Here is a 16470-nt window from a genome sequence, read left to right on the forward strand (position 1 = left end):
CGGCAGCGCGCCAGACCGTTCACGAATCGCCGCTGCGCCGTGCCGCCAGGAACGCCGCCTTCCTTTCTTCTCTTTCCGCCGCAAAGGCAGGGCTGATGGTCGCGTGGGTATCGTCAAAAGAAAATGGCTTGCTGCCTGGAGTCGGCCGCCACGATGCATCGACAACCTTCTTGCTGCGCTTATGCACCAGATGCACCGCCGGTTCCGCCTTGCCTTGCGGGTCGTCCCACTTCATTTGCCACGCACGAAGCAGGAGCAGGACTTCATCGAGATCCTTGCCTTTGGCCGTTGCGTGATACTCGTATCGCGGCGGCCGTTCGTTATACAGGCGCCGCTCGATCACGCCGTCCTTCTCGAGGCGCTTCAGTCGTGTCGACAACAAAAACGACGACATGCCCGTCTGCGCCTGGATTTCCTCGAAGCGCCGCGAGCCCATGCTCAGTTCGCGCAGAATGAGCAGGGTCCAGCGGTCACCCACCACGCTCAACGAGCGCGCGATGGGGCAGACACTTTCGCAAACCTCGTCCCAACTCATCCTTCCTCTCCGCTATCAAACAATCGGGTTCACGCAACATGCACTGGCAGCTTCGATAACAACTCGTCAGTCGTCAATATAGCGTGCGCGAACATGGGGGCGTTGGTTTGCGCCGCGACCATTCCCGCATGGCTGAATGCAGCGGTCGCGTCTTTTACGAGCGTCACATGATAGCCGAGCTCCATGCCGAAACGGCCCGTGGACTTAATACAGCTATTCGCGATCAGGCCGACAAGGATGATCTTCTGGATGCCATGCTGCTTGAGTTGCAGGTCGAGATCCGTATTGGCGAAGCCGCTTTGCGCCCAGTGTTCCTTGATGACGACATCGCCTGGTTGCGGACCGAATTCCGGATTGAACTCGCCGCCCCACGTGCCGACTTCGAACGCCTTGGTCGGCAGTCCCGCCTGCTGGAACATGTTGATGTGCTGCCAATGATCGAAGTCGCCGGGATGCGAGCGGTGATGCGGAACGATAAAAACCTGAATGCCTGCTGCCCGCACCGTGGGGATGATCTGGCGGAGATTGTCGAACATGTGCGACGCGTCCGCGGTCTCCTTGATCGCGTTGAAGAGCTTGCCGCCCTCGGTCATGAAGTCGTTGTACGGATCGACGATCAACAGCGCGGTGTTGTGTTGCTCATAGTTCGATGCAGACATGGCGGCTCCCGGAAAAGTGGAAATGGATGAATCAGGCAACGGTGACCGAATGTTACTTCAAAAAATGAAGGCACAACAAAAAAGATGCCGTTCCATTGGCGGCGCTTGGTCGCCCGTGGCACGGCATCTAAATGTTCATTAAGAACTTAAGACTTTTAGAACGCTTGAGAAACTCAGGTCCGAAGCAGCCGCGTCGACATCGGGCTTGCAGCTTTTTGATTGAACAGCGTTGCTCTGACCCGCGCCGGATCGAGACCAAACGTCTCGCCGGCCGCCGCTGCAATCAACGAGTCGAGCCCGAGCGTCGGCCGCAAATCGCGCCCCTGGTAAAGCGCCGACGGCGCAAGCCCCGGCCAGTCCGCAAGAATCCTGCCGCCTTGCACGCCGCCGCCCAGCAGCATTGCCGCCGATGCCGTCCCGTGGTCCGTCCCGCCCGTCCCGTTCGCCGCGGCCATGCGTCCGAATTCTGTGGCGACCAGCACCGTCGTGTTGGCCCAATGGTCGCCGAGTTCGTCGCGCATCGCGGCCATCATGGTGTCGAGCGCCTTTAGTTGCGCGCCGAGCCGCTGGTTCTGCGCGGTATGCGTGTCCCATCCGCCAGTTTCGATCATCGCTATGCGCGGTCCGTCGGGACGTCCCAGGAAGCTCGCGGCGAGCTTGCCGAGGCTCGCGGGGTCCTGGCGTGCGCCGGCATCGGCGGCGAGGCCGCGTGCGTCCATGGCGGAGGTCCAGAGCGCGTGAAGCTGTGCATCGCCGGAATAGAGCTGCGTGACGCGTACAAGCAGATCGTCGGGCGCTTGCGGAAGTCCGGACGGCGCGTATGAAGTCACGTCGGCGCGGCCGCGCAGCGCCAGCGGAACCGTGGGCGCAAGCGCAATGGCGTTTGCCTTCGCTGCCGGCAGCATCGAAACAAGCCGGTTCAGCCAGCCGTCTTTCATCTGGTACGGGGCGGTCCCGCCGGTTTCGAGCACATTCTGGCCGTCGAAGTGCGAGCGGTCCCGGTACGGCGATGCCACCGCGTGCACGAACAACGCCTGCTGCGCGGCGTACATCTTCGCGGTTTCGACCAGCGATGGATGCAGCGCGAACGTGCCATCGAGTTTCGTCGCGGACGACGGATCGATTGCCAGCGCGCCGCGCAGCTTCGCGTAAGCAGGATCGGCATAAGGCACGACGATGTTGAGTCCATCGGCGGCGCCGCGCTGGATCACGAACACAAACCGCCGGTCCGATTCCACCGATGCAAACGCCATGCGCGATCCGACCAGCATCGAGCCGACGCCGGCACCTGCGCACCACAAGAAATTTCGACGCGAGATCATGGCGTCATCTCCTTTGAAAATCGGGGGAAACCAGCAGGAGTGCAAGCGCGGTCGGCGCGCTTTCGGCGCGGGATAGTTCGGATGCCGTAGCATCGCTGAGCGATCCAGCAAGCAACTGATTGCCGAGTGTACGGGCATCGAGCGTATCGCCCACGCGCGCGGCGAAGCGCTGGGCCATTTCTACGCGGCGCACGAGCGCATCGGGGGCGGCCCAACTCGCGGCGATATCGTCGTAGCCGGCAGGGGAGCCCGGGCGCCACACCGGCTGGCCGAGCTGCGTGAGCAAAGGCGCGATCTGCAAGGCGCCGATATCGTCATGACCCAAGCCTCGCATGGAAGAGACGGTCCAGTCCCACGGCGTCTTGAACTTGGCATCGACGGGCGACCACGCTTCCGGCGAATCGACCAGCACTTGATACACGCTCGGCAGGTCACCGTTCGTGGCGCTGAATACACCGGCGAGGCGTTCGACGAGCGATGGCGGCGGGTTATCGGCGACAAAATGCCGTGCGAGTTTGCCGGCGATATGCTGCGCCGTTGCGGGCGAAGCCGCAAGATCATGCAGCACGGCAAGCGCCTGTTGCTCGCCGGGCTGATCGTACTGGCGAGCCATGACCGTGCGCGCACCCGGTTCGTGTTGCGGTTCGCGAAACACGAACTGGCCGGGCGCGGCGTCGTTACGACGCGGACCCCCTCCCATCCCGCCGATACTCCACCCCGTAAGCGCCCGCGCGAATTCCGTGACGTCTTCCTGCGCGTAGCCGCTGCGCACGCCGAGCGTATGCAACTCCATGATCTCGCGCGCGAGATTTTCGTTGAGCCCGGGCCTGTTCTCCGGATGCCGCGCGGCGGCGCGTTCTGCTGCAGGACTATCCGGGCCGACCGAGCGCGCCTGATCGAGGAAAATCTGCATGGCCGGATGACGTTCGGCTGCGACCAGCATGTCCTCGAAACGGCCAAGCACGTGCGGACGAATGGCCTCGGTTTCAAATGATCCGGCGAGCATGCCGACTGCCGGTTTCTCCACGGATACCGCAAAGTGATTCGCCCAGAACGCCACCAGCCTTTCGATAAACGGCGCCTGCGTCTGCAACGCACTGGTGAAGCGTGCGTTCACGGCCGCGCGATACGTATCGCGCAGTTTTTCGTTGTAGGCTTTGCGCACGCCTTTTTTATCGTCGGCGCCGGCAGCACGGATCGCAACCTGACGTTCGGCAAACTCCGCGGCGAGTACGCTGCTCGATGGCTGATTTTCAAGCGCGGGCGGCACGGGCTGATAGGTTGCGCCTGTGAGCTGCGCGGCGAGCCATTGCTTCGGATCGGCGGGCGCCGTTTCTCCCGCGCGGGCGCCGAGTCCGAAGCGGTTCATCGCGATCGCAGCGGGTGTGACGTCGGTCATGTGCTCCCCACGTTTGAAATTGTCATGCTGCTTAAACGTGGAGGCAACGTGAATCCGTCGCGTTCCTGGCGGTTATTTTTTCGGTGCGGGGCCGACATGCAGCGGTCCGTGACGTTGCAACGCATCGACGAGTTTCAGCCGTTCGTCGGCGGTGAGCGTCGTGGCAAAATCCGCCACCGTGCCTTCCACGCGCGAACGCACGGCAATGTCGGCATCACGCGTGCGGGCGAGGGCGGCATCGAGCGTCGCGCGGTCGAACTGCGGCGCCTGCAGCGCCTGCACGACATCGATACGTCCCGCTCGCGCGCTCAGCACGAGCGGCAGGCTGTCACGGCGCGTCTGCCTGAGCGCATCGCGCAGTTGATCGCGGCGTTCCTGCGGCAATTCCGCGGCGGCAAAACGCAAGCCGCGCTGCTGCGCGATGGCATCGGCCTTCTGCTTTTCGATCCACCGGTACGTGCCGCCGCCGATCGTGCCGAGCAGAAAAATATTGAGCACCACCGATACCACCAGCAGCGTCTTGAGCCTCTTTGCCGGCATGGTCATTGATCGCTCCAGTCGGACGCACTGCTGTTGAACACGGTGCTTTCACCGGTTTGATCGAAGAGGCTCGGCGGGCCGCCCGCCGTTCCCGAAAGAGACGTCGTCAGCGAAATGACCAGCACGCCGGCCGCGATACCCGCCACGCCGACACCGACAAACCCAGCGCCCGAAAGCCACCACTCCGGCTTTTTCCAGGCAGGTTTTCTCGTCGATGCCCACGCCGGCGACGCTTCCACGATGCGCCGTATCAAATCGTTCCCGGGCGCGGCAACCGTATGTGCCGAGAGCAGCAGATCGAGCGAACCGGCATCGGCGAGCGCAGCAAGCGCTTCCGGATCCCGCCCGGCGACCAGCGCCTGCGCGTCGGCGCGTTCGGCTTGCGGCCAATGCTCGGGCATCGCGCCATAGGCCTCGGTGAGGCGGCGAAAACGTTCGGGGGTCATCGGCGTTCCTTTCCAGAGACATGCGCGCCGCCGTCGTCGCGCTCGGCGACAAGACGGCTGCGCAACGTGCGGCGCGCCCGCGAGAGCAGGCTTTCCAGCGCGTCCACGCTGATGCCCATCACGGCGGCGGCTTCCATATTCGATAGTTCCTGGTAGTACTGCAGCACCAGCGCCTCGCGCTGGCGCGCGGGAAGCGCCGCGAGCGCAGCGGCGATACGCGCGCTGCGGGCGGTATCGTCGAGTTGATCTTCGGGGAGCGGCGCGTGGTCGGCCGGCTCCGGCATGCCGTCGTCGAGCGGCACTTCATGACGGCGGCGCAAGCGGTCATAACAAAGATTCAGCGCCACGCGATGCAGCCACGTATCGAAGCGCGCCTGCCCGCTCTGCCAGCGCGACGCCTGCTTCCAGATGCGGATGAACACTTCCTGCGCCACGTCGCTTGCCTCGTCACGGTCGCCCAGCATGCGGGTTGCGAGCGCGAGCAGACGGGGCAGCTTGCGCGCGACCATCTCGCGGACTGCGCCCGGTTCCTGTTCGTCTATGCGGGCCAGGAGGCCCGCGTCCGGATCTTCTTCGTTCAATGTGCTGGGTCTCGTCCTGAGTCTCGTCCTGGGTCTCGTCCTGGGTCTCGCTGTATTGCCCGCCCTGCTTGTTGAACAGCCGGCGCTGGCCGGTCGGGCGACCCGGCGGTGACTTTGGCCGACGTCTCAGTCAATGGCGGCCAGCGTCCGCCGAACGAGCAGCCGTGGCTCAACGAGCCCAATGCCCTTCGATCCACCGCCAGTTCGGACCGCGCTGTACCCAGTGGCCCGGCACCCAATGCGCGCCGACGCGAACCGGCCGCCAGTGGCCGGGCACCCATTCATAGCCGCGGCCGGCCCAGCGCCAGTGCCCTGCGTCCCACACGTATCCGGGACGCACGGCGGGTACGACTTCCACGCGCGGCGGCGGAGGGGCGGAGGGCGCGACAATAATTGTCTGCGCGGACGCCGAAACGCTCGCGAGCGCTGCAACGGCCGAAATCAGGACGATTGCTGCCCGGGTCTTCAATAGATTCATAACGGTTCCTCTGGCCTGTGTGACGCGCAACGTGCACGTCATCCCGGATCGTTAAACGGCGCACCGCCGAAAATCCGTCGCACAAAATTTCACCTGTGGGGTGGCCGAAAGTTGATCGCAGGTGTTGGCAAGGATCGCACACGCCTGATAAAATCAGGACTCGGTTGACCCCGACTTCAATCCTTCACCGCAGTTCATCTCTCAAAGGGAGGCACCATATGTACGCAATGGCTATCGCTCTCCCTTGTGCTGTCTTTTCCCCGACGTCGCGACGCATTTGAGCCGCCGTCCGCGCAGGCACTAAAGCCCGCGCCAATTCCAGACAGTCCCTGATCAGTTCGCCTTTTCCATAAGGCGCGCTCCGGCTGTCGCTCTATTTTCTTTTTGACTGGATAGCTTCGCGGCGTTTCGCGCCACGAGCTTTGGCAAATGGCCAATACAAAAAAACTCGATTTCGGCGGCCGGGCGTTCAAGGATGTTCTCGGTTTCACGGTGGTTCACTGGGGCAAACAGCCCTGGCGGATCGTTGCAATCGTCGCGCTGGCATTGCTCGCCGCGCTGGCCGACGTGCTGACGCCGCTTTTCGCGGGACGTCTTGTCGATGCACTCGCCGCGGGTGCGAGCGGCAAGGCGCTCGCGTGGGAGGCAGCCGTGACCGCGTTCTGCGCGCTGGCCGCGCTGGGCTTGAGCGCCACGCTCCTGCGCCAGCTCGTGTTCATGAACATCATCGCGTTGACGTTGCGAATGATGAGTGAAATCGCCGCCGACGCGTTTCATCGTGTGCAGCGGTTTTCCACCGACTGGCACGGCAACAGCTTTGCTGGATCGACCGTGCGCAAGATCACGCGCGGCATGTGGGCGCTCGACCTGCTCAATGACACGTTGCTGATCGCGCTGTTGCCGTCGGTGGTCATGCTGGTTGGCGCAACCGCGCTGCTCGGCGCCCACTGGACCGTGATGGGCGTGGTGGTAGGTATCGGATCGCTGGTGTATATCGGCGTGACCGTGGCGTTGTCGCTGGGATTTGTCGCGCCTGCCGCGCGGCTCGGCAACGCGTGGGATACGCGCATGGGCGGCGCTCTGGCTGACGCGGTGAGCTGCAATACCGTGGTGAAGGCGTTCGGCGCGGAAACGCGTGAAGAAGCGCGGCTTGCGCGGGTGATCGGCAAGTGGCGGCATCGCACGAAACGCACATGGGCGCGCGGCACGATCAACGGCGGCGTGCAGGGCGGCATGCTCGTGCTCATGCAGGTGGCAATCCTGGGCGCGGCGCTGCTGCTCTGGAACGCCGATAAAGCCAGCGTCGGCGACATCACGTTCACGCTCACCATGTTCTTCATGCTGCAGGGTTATTTGCGCGAAATTGGCATGCATGTGCGCAATCTGCAGCGTTCGGTCAACGACATGGAAGAACTCGTGTCGCTCGAGGCGCAGCCGCTGGGTATCGAAGACAAGCCGGGTGCCGGACACATTGCCATCAGCAAGGGCGGGATTCGTTTCGACCACGTGACGTTTTGCTATGACGGTCACACCACGCCGCTTTACGACGATTTCTCGGTCCACATCAAGTCGGGAGAACGCGTTGGGCTGGTTGGGCATTCGGGATCGGGCAAGACCACGCTGATCAAGCTTATTCAGCGTCTTTACGATGTTTCGGACGGGAAGATCACCATCGACGGGCAGAACATTGCCAATGTAAAGCAGGCATCGCTGCGAGGCCAGATTGCGATCGTCCAGCAGGAGCCGGTGTTGTTTCACCGGTCGCTTGCGGAGAACATCGCGTATGCGAAGCCGGGCGCGACGCGGGCGGAAATCGAGCGTGCGGCCAGGCTTGCGAGCGCGCATGATTTCATCGACAGGTTGCCGCAGGGTTATGACACGCTGGTGGGCGAGCGCGGCATCAAGTTGTCGGGCGGCGAGCGTCAACGCGTGGCGATTGCGCGTGCGTTCCTTGCGGATGCGCCGGTGCTGATACTCGATGAAGCGACGTCGAGCCTCGACAGCGAAAGCGAAGTGCTGATCCAGCAGGCAATGGAACGGCTGATGGTCGGCCGGACCACGCTGGTGGTGGCGCATCGGTTATCGACGGTGCGCTCGCTCGACCGGCTGCTCGTGCTCGACAAAGGCCGGATTGCCGAAGAGGGCAGCCACGACAAATTGATCGAACTCGATAACGGCTTGTATCGCCGGTTGTATGAGCGGCAGGCGCTCGGCTTGATGAAGGAATTCGATCAGCCCGTGCTGTCGAAGCAAAAGGCAACTGGTTACATCGGCATCGGCGATCCGACCTTGGCGTCGGGCACGTGATGTGAAGCCATAAAAAGCGTGAAGCAAATGAAAACGGTCCTGGAAAAACCAGGACCGTTTTTTTATCACCAAACGAGCCTTACATTGCTTACTGGCCCATGCCGATCAACGACTTGCCTTGCGAAAGAATCTTGTCGCAAACCTGCTTGGTGACCTGTTCTTTCAGGCCGCCGCCGCTCAGGTCCACCTGCTTGCCGTTGCTGCTTTTCAGCAGACCGTTTGCGCCGTCGGTATAACCGCTGTCCTGCGATGCCGCCGACGTGCCGCCCAGCTTGCTCATCAACGAATCCTTCACCGTCGACGCGCTGCTGGCATTCACATAGTTGTTCTTGATACAGAACTGCAGCACGCCCGCGACGTTGCTGGTGCTGCCCGATGACACCGATTGCCCGGTCAGCGCGCTGCCCATGCTGCCAAGGCTGCTGAGTCCGCTCGATGACCCGTCGGAACTTCCACCTCCCTTCAGCAGGTTGCCAAGTTGCGCGTGTGCGGCGGACATGGACAAAAACGGCAATGACAGCGCAATGGCGACGCCTGCAATGGTGGTTCGAACTGAGTTTTGCGTGTTGCGGACTTTCATGCGGTACTCCTTCAGATAACAAAATCAAGCTTCTAATATAGTGCCTTTCGCGCGAAGCCGGATCAGAACGCGGCTTGTTTGCGGCCATGCAGGGTTCAGAGGACGTAATCGACGAATTGGTTCCGCGTAACGCGTCAGGACATACAAAAGTTACAGAGTCCGAAGTAACGGCGCGCGCCGTTGCTAACGCCGAACCAGTTCCAGCCGGTGCACGGTTTCACCGGGCATGAAGGATGTTGCATCGCCGCGAACCCAGGCCTCATGTCCCGCCATGAAATACGGTGACAGCGGATTTCCCGACTGGCCGCCTGGCATTTCGAAGATGCCGTCCTGCTCGCGTCCAGGGGACACGATCATGCGCTCCGATGCACCGAATGAAGGCGTTTGCACGCGCGGCATGTTGAAGTCGCCCGGAAGCGCATCGTGCGGTGCGCCAAGCCAGCCGCGCACCCATGGCAGCCACGATGGCACAAGCCGCGCAAACGGATGTTCTATAACTGCACGATTGCGTGCGCCCCAGCTTGCATCGGCGAGTGTTGTGTCTGGTGGCAATTGCGCGATCGCATGATCGATTCGGTCGAGCATGAAGGCGCGCCAGTCGGCAACGCCATCCGGCACCCACGCACGATGCGCGGCGAGCGTTTCCATCACCGCTTCATAGCGCGAATTTGCGGCGCGAAAACTGAGCTGCGGACCGGCTGCGGCGAGTTCTGCATCGAGCCGTCCGAACCAGGCATCGTAGAGAGAGAAATAGAACGCGCGCACGAGGCGGTAACCGGTGGCATCGGCATCCGCGCGGCCGTTCCATGTTTCGATCAGCCGTCGGAATTCCGCGCGTTGCGGGTGATCTTTAAGCGCGCTGGCGTCTAGCGCCGAGAGGGCGATGCCGCGCCAGTTCTCGATCCAGCGCGCGCGGTCGTCGGTCTGGATCGCGAGCATGTCGCGCTCCGTGGCGTGCGGCAGCGCGAACAGGTCGTCGCGAATCTGCGCTGCACGCGCGCCGAGGTCGGTGCCGGCATCGCCTGCGATTGCGGCCTGATCGAGCGGCAAGGTGCGATTGTTCGCGCTCCAGAGCCGCCCGAGCGGCGGGCTGATGCGCGAAGGGTAGGCAGCGGGTGCGAGATAAGCTTGCCATCCGCGATACATCGTCGAATCGAACGGCAGCTCGCTGAGTGGTCCCGTGGACGGGTCAGTGGCGGCGTTGCGTTTGGGCAGCGGCCCGGCAAGCGTCCAGCCGATTTCGCCACGCGAATCCGCGACCATGAAATTCTGCGTGGGAATGCCGCTGATTTGCGCGGCGTGGATCGCGTCCGCGACGTTCGTGGCATCTTCCAGTTGCTGTAGGTTCAGGTTGACGGCCTCGGGATCGTGCGCGGTCCAGCGCAAGGCATAGGCGGTCTTGTCTGGACCGGCGATGATTTGCGGACCCCATTGTGTATCGATGACCGGCAAGTCCACGGGCGCGCCGCCCTTCACCAGGATGCGCTCATGAACGACGGTCGCACGCGCCCACTTGCCGCCTGCAACGCGATATTCCAGCGGATAGGCGGGATTGCGCTGCAACACAATCAGATCGATGAAACGGCCATAGCTGTTCGTAAAGCCCCACGCGATCCGTTCGTTGCTGCCCGCGATCACGAGCGGTGCGCCGGGCAGGGTGACGCCTGTGATGCGGCGCGGCTGGCCATCGGCTGCGGGCCACGTCAGCGACATCCTGTACCAGATGTTCGGCAGCGAAAGACCCAGGTGCATGTCGCTCGCGAGGATCGCGCCGCCGTGCGCGCTGTGGGCGGCATCGACTGCCCAGCCGTTGCTGCCGATCATCGAATCCGTGATGGCAGTGCTGCTGTGCTTCGTGTCTTTCGATGCCCGCAGCCAGTCCGGGCGGGTTGCGGGCGGCGAAGGCTGTTGTTCGGTGGAAGGCGTTGCAGTATCGAAGGGTGCGTCCCAATGGCTCGTTGCGGGCAGCAGGAATTCATACAAGTCCGCCGGCACCCGTTCGCGCAACGCAGCGCGCGACAGAATGTGGCGGACTTCATCGGACTGCAGGTCGAAGTACATTGCGTAGACGGCCAGCAGCGTGTCTTCCGGACGCCAGGGCGCCGGTGGCGTACGCAGCACCCAGTATTCGAACGGACGCGAAGCCAGCGCCGCGAGCCCGTCATTGACGCCGGCCGTGTAGCGTTCAATCAACCCCTGCTGGGTTGCCGGCAGCGCGTCGAATGCCTTGCGCGCCCGTTCGCGAAATCGATGCGGCCGGTTGCGTCGATCCAGTTCGAGCGCTGCGGGGCCGATCAGCTCGGACATCTCGCCGGCGGCGACGCGGCGCAGCAGATCCATCTGGAAGTAGCGATCTTGCGCTTGCGCGAAGCCGGTGCCGAACGCGACGTCACCGCGCGTGCTGCCCTTGATGGTCGGCGCGCCGAGGTTATCGCGTTCTATGCTGACCGGCGCATGCAACGCCGAAGTCGCCGCCGATGCATGCATGCCGTCGAGTTGCGCAAGGCTGCCGCGCAAGGTGATCCAGCCCGCGATTCCCGCCACCAGGATCATCAGCATCAGGAGGCACAGGATTGCGACCAGCGAGACGAAACAGCGCCTCTTTGTCAGTGGGCTCGGACGGTTCATTGCGCGCGGTATGGGCAGACGGCAAAGAACATAGCACGGCTGTGGCTGCAGCAGTGTGAAGCGGGGAGCGCCGGATCGACAGCAGTATTGCCGATTACACGGAGCGCGCGCCTCTTAAACCGTTATCGTTCGCCCGCTGTCAGCCAGTCGAGGCAGTTGGTCCACAAGCGCGCGTTGCCCTCCCACGCGGAGAACGCAGGCGGCAACCAGTGACTCGACATGTCGCTGGTCCACGCGAGGGTACGGCCTCGTCCATATGTTCCCGCGACCAGCAACGGATGGCCCGTTTCGGGAACCGATGCAATCAACGTTGCGTCGGGCTTGACCTGCACTTCGTTGTAACCGAGCAAGTGCGGCCATTGCGTTCCGAGGCCTTCGACTATCGGATGCGAAGCGACGACGTCCGCGTTGAATCCTTCGGGAACCTCGACGCGGTCATCGTAGGGAAGGCAGGTTACCGGCAGCACTTCTTCCACCGGCGTGTTGCGAAACCGCGCGCTGCCGTTGATACCCTGGAAGCTCAAATACCCGCCGATCATCATCAGCCCGCGCCCCGCCGCAACATAGTCGCGCAACAGCTTGAGGCGGTTCGGCGTGCGCTCGCTCTTGATCCACGTGTCGGGATGCAGCAGCAATGTATTTGCTCCGATATCCGAAAGAATGATCGCGTCGTAGGCAAGCAGGCCAATTAGCGTGGAGGGGAACATCTCCTGCGCTTCGTGGCTCGGCATGTGCGTGATCTCGAAGTCGCTGTTCTTGAAGATATCGAGGAAGATCGTCGCGCCGTTGTGATAGGTCGCAGTCGGGAACTGGTCAAAGCCCTTGACGTGCATCGACATGCTCGCCCAGCTCTCGCCGGCAAGCAGAACAGACTTGGTCATGCGTGTGCTCCTTGAACGCGCGGCTTGCCGTGTCGGCGGCTTGCGGCGCAGGTGGAACCGGTCCACATCGTATGGTTACAGGTTATCGATCAACTGCCTGAGAAAACCCGCGTCGGGTTGGTGATCATCATGGTTTCGATCTGCTCGTTCGAGACGCCGTGGCGCCGCAAGCGCGGCACGAAATACTTGAGGATGTAGCCATAGCCATGGCCGCCAAAACGCGTGAGCATGATCTTCATGAACACGTCCTGCGACATCAGGATCCGGTCGATGAACCCCGCATCGATCAACGCCTTGATTGCGCGTGCGTTCTCTTCGTCGGATGGCGATTGCGCATTTTCATCGGCGTAGAAATACTCCATGCCGATCATGTCGTATTCGAGCCATGCGCCGCGTCTGGCTAGCGCGTGCTGATATTCGACGTCCATGTGACTCGGGTTCATGTGACACAGGACCGTGTGATTCAGGTCCGCGCCTTCTTCCTCCACGATGTCCAGCACGCGGTGCCCGTGCCGCACCCATCCAGGAAGATGCACGGACAAGGGCACGTGCGTCGCGGCGCTCGCACGCGCGGCGGCGCGCAGCGACTTTTCCTCGTTGGCGGTAAACGCCGCCGATACACCAATCTCGCCGATCATGCCGGCGAGCACATCGGGCTTTTCATCTGCGCCGCCGACATCGAAGATCAGTTGTGCGGCGAGTTCATCGATGGACTTGTGCTTCACATAATCCGGATGCGAAGGCTCGAGATAAAACCCCGTCGACATCACGATGTTCAACCCCGTGCGCCGTGCGATCCGTTGCAGCGCGGCGGGGTCTCGCCCCAGTCCGAGATTGGTCGGGTCGATCACCGTCTCGCCGCCCAGCTCGCGAAAGCGCATGAGTTCTTCGACGGCGACATCGGCATCGAAGAGCTGGCAGTTGTCGCGGTTCATCAGCGGGTTCATGCGCAGCGCGCCCAGAATGCCGATGTGCACTTTCTGCTCACCGATGAACCTGTCGCCGCAACAAGCCGGCGGCACCCATTTGCCCGATGCATCCAGCAAGATGTGCTCATGCATGAGCGTCACGCCCATCTGCGAAACGGGGATGGGGCCAAGCACCGTCATCACCTGAGCGCTGCGTGTGCCTATCTTCAACGATGCATCGTGGCGAAAGATCGAACTCATCGCTTAAGCCTTCTTGCGCCGCTGCGGCGAGAAAATCCGCGTATTGAGCCAGATGGCGAGCAGCATGATCGCGCCTTGAATGATCTGCGTATAGAACGGCGACACGTTGATGAGGATCAGTCCGTTGCCGAGCACCGCAATGGTCAGCGCGCCGAGCACCGTGCCGAGGATCGTGCCTCGACCGCCGAAGAGATCGGTGCTTCCAAGCACGACGGCGGCGATCACCGCGAGCTCGAACCCTACGCCCTGGTTCGATGAACCGCTTCCCAGCCGCGCCGTGGTGATGAGGCCGGCAAGACCCGCCGCCGCGCCGCTCAACACGTAGACCTTCATGGTGACGCTGCGCACGTTGACGCCTGCGCGCCGCACACCTTCGGCATTCGTGCCAATGCCCGTCACATACCGTCCGAAGCGCGTATGCCGGAGCGTGACGAAGCCTGCAAGCAAGGTCACGATAGCGATCACCGCCGGTGTTGGCATGCCGAGGATCCGGCCGCGTCCGAGTTCGACGAACCAGCCGTCGTTTTCGATCGGTATGGAAAAGCCCTGGGTGATGAGCAATGCAATGCCGCGTACTACAGACAACGTTCCCAGCGTCACGATAAACGCGGGCATCCCTGCGAACGCAATGAAATAACCGTTGATTGCGCCGATGATCGCGCCGAGCGAAAGACCGCCGATCAGCACGACGATTCCCGGCACGCCCGCGCGCAACGCAATCGCCGAGACTGCGCCGACCAGCGCAAGCGTGGACCCTATCGACAAATCGATGCCGCCCGTCGTGATGACGAGTGTCATTGTCGTGGCGACGATCAGCAGCGGTGCGCTTTGACGGAGCACGTTGAGCAGGTTGCCGGTCGTGAGAAAGGTGCTCGTGGTGAACGTGAAGGCGAGGGCGCAGACAATGAAAAACGCGGCGATACTCGCCACGCCCGCGTTGCGGCCGAGCATATGTTTGAGCGGCAGGCGCGGCGCCTTGGACTTGTCGTGCATGGCGAGTTCCATGTCAATTCTCCGCAAGCGCACGAGCCGAGCGCGCACTGAACTTGTGGCCGACGATCAGATCGACGATCTCTTCCAGATTCGTTTCGCCGATCTTCCGGTCCGCCACGTTCTGCCCTTCGTACATCACGCTGATGCGGTCGCACACCAGAAACAGATCCTGCAAGCGATGGCTGATCAGGATCACGCTCACGCCGCGCTCGCTGATCGTGCGCACGAGGTCGAGCACCGCTTCCACTTCGGCGACCGCGAGCGCGGCGGTGGGTTCGTCCATGATCAGCACTTTCGGATCGAACGATACCGCCCGCGAAATCGCGATGGCCTGGCGCTGGCCGCCGGACAGGTTCTCGACGTCGAGCTTCGTGCTGGGAATGCGGATGCCGAGGTTGTTCAGCATGTCGCGCGCTTCGCGATGCATCTTGCGATGATCGAGCACGGAGACGCCGCAGACGCGTCGCATGGGTTCGCGGCCGAGAAAGAGATTGCCGGCGACATCGACGGTATTGCACAGCGACAGGTCCTGGTAAACCATTTCGATGTGATGCGCGCGGGCGTCGCCGGGATCGGTGAAATGAACCGGCTTGCCGTCGATCTCGATGCTGCCGCCGTCCGGAACCACCGCGCCCGACAACACCTTCGACACCGTCGACTTGCCCGCGCCGTTGTCGCCCACGAGGCCGAGCACTTCGCCCGGCATGACGTGGAGGTTCACGCCGCGCAACGACTGCACGGCGCCGTAGCTCTTGATGATGTTTTCCATGCGTACGCGTGGAATGGCGGCATCGTTTTGCATCGGCTTCTCCTTACTTGAAAACGGCCCGGTACTTGCCGACGTTTGCCTTCGTCACGATCGTCACCGGCACCGAGATGTTCTTCTCGACCGGCTGCTTGGCGATGAGCTTGAGCGCAGAGTTCACGGCTACGCGGCCTTCGCTTTCCGGGTCCTGCTGCACGACCGCCGCCACGAAGCCTGCATCGATGCCCTTGATGGCCTGCGCGCTCAGATCCCATCCGACAATCTTCACGCGGCCCGTTGCATCTTGCGCCGAAGTTGCCGCGACGAGTCCGATCAAGGCGGGTTCACCGGTTGCATAGACGATCTGCAGATTCGGGTTGGCGGAGATGAGGTTTTCTGCTGCGGTCTGGGCTTGGTCCTGCACGTTCTGCCCATCGACGGTGGAGACGATCTTTGCGCCCGGTACCGTCGCGATACCCGCCTTGAAGCCATCCAGCCGCACGTTCTGAATGAAGGAATTCAGGGCGCCCACCACGCCGATGCTCGCCTTCCCGCCAAGATTCGTCTTGATGTAATTCGCCGTGTACTTACCGATGTCCTCGCCGACCTTCTTGTTGTCGACACCCACTTGCACCGCGTTATCGCCATCGACGATTGCGTCGATGGTTACCACCGGAATGCCCGCTTTCTTGGCTTCGGTGATCGCGGGCTTGATCCCGTTCACGTCGATGGCGACGACCAGGATCGCATCGACCTTTTGCTGGATATACGTTTCGATGGCGCTGTTCTGCGCGCTCGGGTCGTTGTTCGAATTGAAGATGGCGAGCTCGACGCCCGCGGCTTTCGCGGCGGCTTGCGCGCCCTGGTCCATCTGCGTAAAAAAGAGCGCCTCCTGATTGATCTGCACCATGGCGATCTTCTTGCCCGCGGCCAGTGCCGCGCCCGCGAAAGCGAGCAGGGACGCGCCAAGCAACACGGCGGTCATGCGGCGGAAATGCAATGCAGCGCTCATCGGAATCCCTTTCCTGGTTGGTCCGGCCGTTTTGTACGGTCATTGAAAGCCGCGCGGCCGGTAAATTGAAGGAAGACTTCGTGGGCGCAACCGACATTGCGCCACCCGCTTGTAAACCGGTTTATAAAAATTAAACCGCGAGTATTGGGCTGTCAATCTTTTCAAAAAAAGATAGGGGAAAGTACGAGGGAGTGC

The 16470-nt window shown here is 62.4% G+C and carries 16 protein-coding genes; 1 reads left to right on the forward strand and 15 read right to left on the reverse strand.

Annotated features, from left to right (window positions below; genetic code table 11):
• Positions 1–19: 19 nt before the first annotated feature.
• From AX768_RS18015 to AX768_RS18050, 8 genes are all read right to left on the reverse strand, one after another.
• Positions 20–535: a winged helix-turn-helix transcriptional regulator gene (locus AX768_RS18015; protein ID WP_062001479.1), complete on the reverse strand. Its 516-nt coding sequence runs from the start codon at positions 533–535 to the stop codon at positions 20–22.
• 29 nt (positions 536–564) lie between these two features.
• Positions 565–1194 (reverse strand): cysteine hydrolase, encoded by a 630-nt coding sequence (locus tag AX768_RS18020; protein ID WP_062001480.1) that lies wholly within the window; start codon positions 1192–1194, stop codon positions 565–567.
• A 173-nt stretch (positions 1195–1367) separates the two neighbouring features.
• The gene (locus AX768_RS18025) at positions 1368–2516 is read right to left on the reverse strand and encodes a DUF1501 domain-containing protein (RefSeq protein ID WP_062001481.1); all 1149 of its coding nucleotides are present in this window, start codon (positions 2514–2516) and stop codon (positions 1368–1370) included.
• 4 nt (positions 2517–2520) lie between these two features.
• A complete protein-coding gene (locus AX768_RS18030) occupies positions 2521–3915 on the reverse strand; it encodes a DUF1800 domain-containing protein (protein ID WP_062001482.1) in 1395 nt (464 codons plus the stop codon).
• A 72-nt stretch (positions 3916–3987) separates the two neighbouring features.
• The gene (locus AX768_RS18035; protein ID WP_062001483.1) at positions 3988–4461 is read right to left on the reverse strand and encodes a periplasmic heavy metal sensor; all 474 of its coding nucleotides are present in this window, start codon (positions 4459–4461) and stop codon (positions 3988–3990) included.
• Complete coding sequence (locus AX768_RS18040; protein ID WP_062001484.1) at positions 4458–4901, reverse strand: hypothetical protein; 444 nt, start codon at positions 4899–4901, stop codon at positions 4458–4460. Before AX768_RS18040 ends, AX768_RS18035 begins: the two co-directional genes overlap by 4 nt.
• A complete protein-coding gene (locus AX768_RS18045) occupies positions 4898–5482 on the reverse strand; it encodes an RNA polymerase sigma factor (protein WP_062001485.1) in 585 nt (194 codons plus the stop codon). The genes AX768_RS18040 and AX768_RS18045 overlap by 4 nt, the downstream gene beginning before the upstream one ends.
• Positions 5483–5651: 169 nt before the next feature.
• The gene (locus tag AX768_RS18050) at positions 5652–5960 is read right to left on the reverse strand and encodes a YXWGXW repeat-containing protein (RefSeq protein ID WP_231941512.1); all 309 of its coding nucleotides are present in this window, start codon (positions 5958–5960) and stop codon (positions 5652–5654) included.
• Between the two features lie 429 nt (positions 5961–6389).
• Between AX768_RS18050 and AX768_RS18055 the strand changes: the two genes are divergently transcribed.
• A complete protein-coding gene (locus AX768_RS18055; protein ID WP_062001487.1) occupies positions 6390–8267 on the forward strand; it encodes an ABC transporter ATP-binding protein in 1878 nt (625 codons plus the stop codon).
• An 88-nt stretch (positions 8268–8355) separates the two neighbouring features.
• Here the strand turns inward: AX768_RS18055 and AX768_RS18060 are convergent, their stop codons facing one another.
• From AX768_RS18060 to AX768_RS18090, 7 genes are all read right to left on the reverse strand, one after another.
• Positions 8356–8847, reverse strand: coding sequence for a DUF2501 domain-containing protein (locus tag AX768_RS18060; protein ID WP_062001488.1), 492 nt, complete (start codon positions 8845–8847; stop codon positions 8356–8358).
• 183 nt (positions 8848–9030) lie between these two features.
• Entirely contained in the window at positions 9031–11475 is a 2445-nt protein-coding gene (locus tag AX768_RS18065; RefSeq protein ID WP_062001489.1) for a penicillin acylase family protein, read from the reverse strand.
• A 122-nt stretch (positions 11476–11597) separates the two neighbouring features.
• Complete coding sequence (locus AX768_RS18070) at positions 11598–12356, reverse strand: glutamine amidotransferase (protein WP_062001490.1); 759 nt, start codon at positions 12354–12356, stop codon at positions 11598–11600.
• An 89-nt stretch (positions 12357–12445) separates the two neighbouring features.
• Positions 12446–13525: a phosphotriesterase family protein gene (locus AX768_RS18075; RefSeq protein WP_062001491.1), complete on the reverse strand. Its 1080-nt coding sequence runs from the start codon at positions 13523–13525 to the stop codon at positions 12446–12448.
• 3 nt (positions 13526–13528) lie between these two features.
• Complete coding sequence (locus AX768_RS18080) at positions 13529–14530, reverse strand: ABC transporter permease (protein ID WP_062001492.1); 1002 nt, start codon at positions 14528–14530, stop codon at positions 13529–13531.
• Position 14531: 1 nt separating this feature from the next.
• Positions 14532–15320 (reverse strand): ATP-binding cassette domain-containing protein, encoded by a 789-nt coding sequence (locus AX768_RS18085; RefSeq protein ID WP_062001493.1) that lies wholly within the window; start codon positions 15318–15320, stop codon positions 14532–14534.
• Between the two features lie 10 nt (positions 15321–15330).
• Entirely contained in the window at positions 15331–16275 is a 945-nt protein-coding gene (locus AX768_RS18090; RefSeq protein ID WP_062001494.1) for a substrate-binding domain-containing protein, read from the reverse strand.
• Positions 16276–16470 lie beyond the last annotated feature (195 nt).

This window comes from Burkholderia sp. PAMC 28687, assembly GCF_001577465.1.
Taxonomy (GTDB): domain Bacteria; phylum Pseudomonadota; class Gammaproteobacteria; order Burkholderiales; family Burkholderiaceae; genus Caballeronia.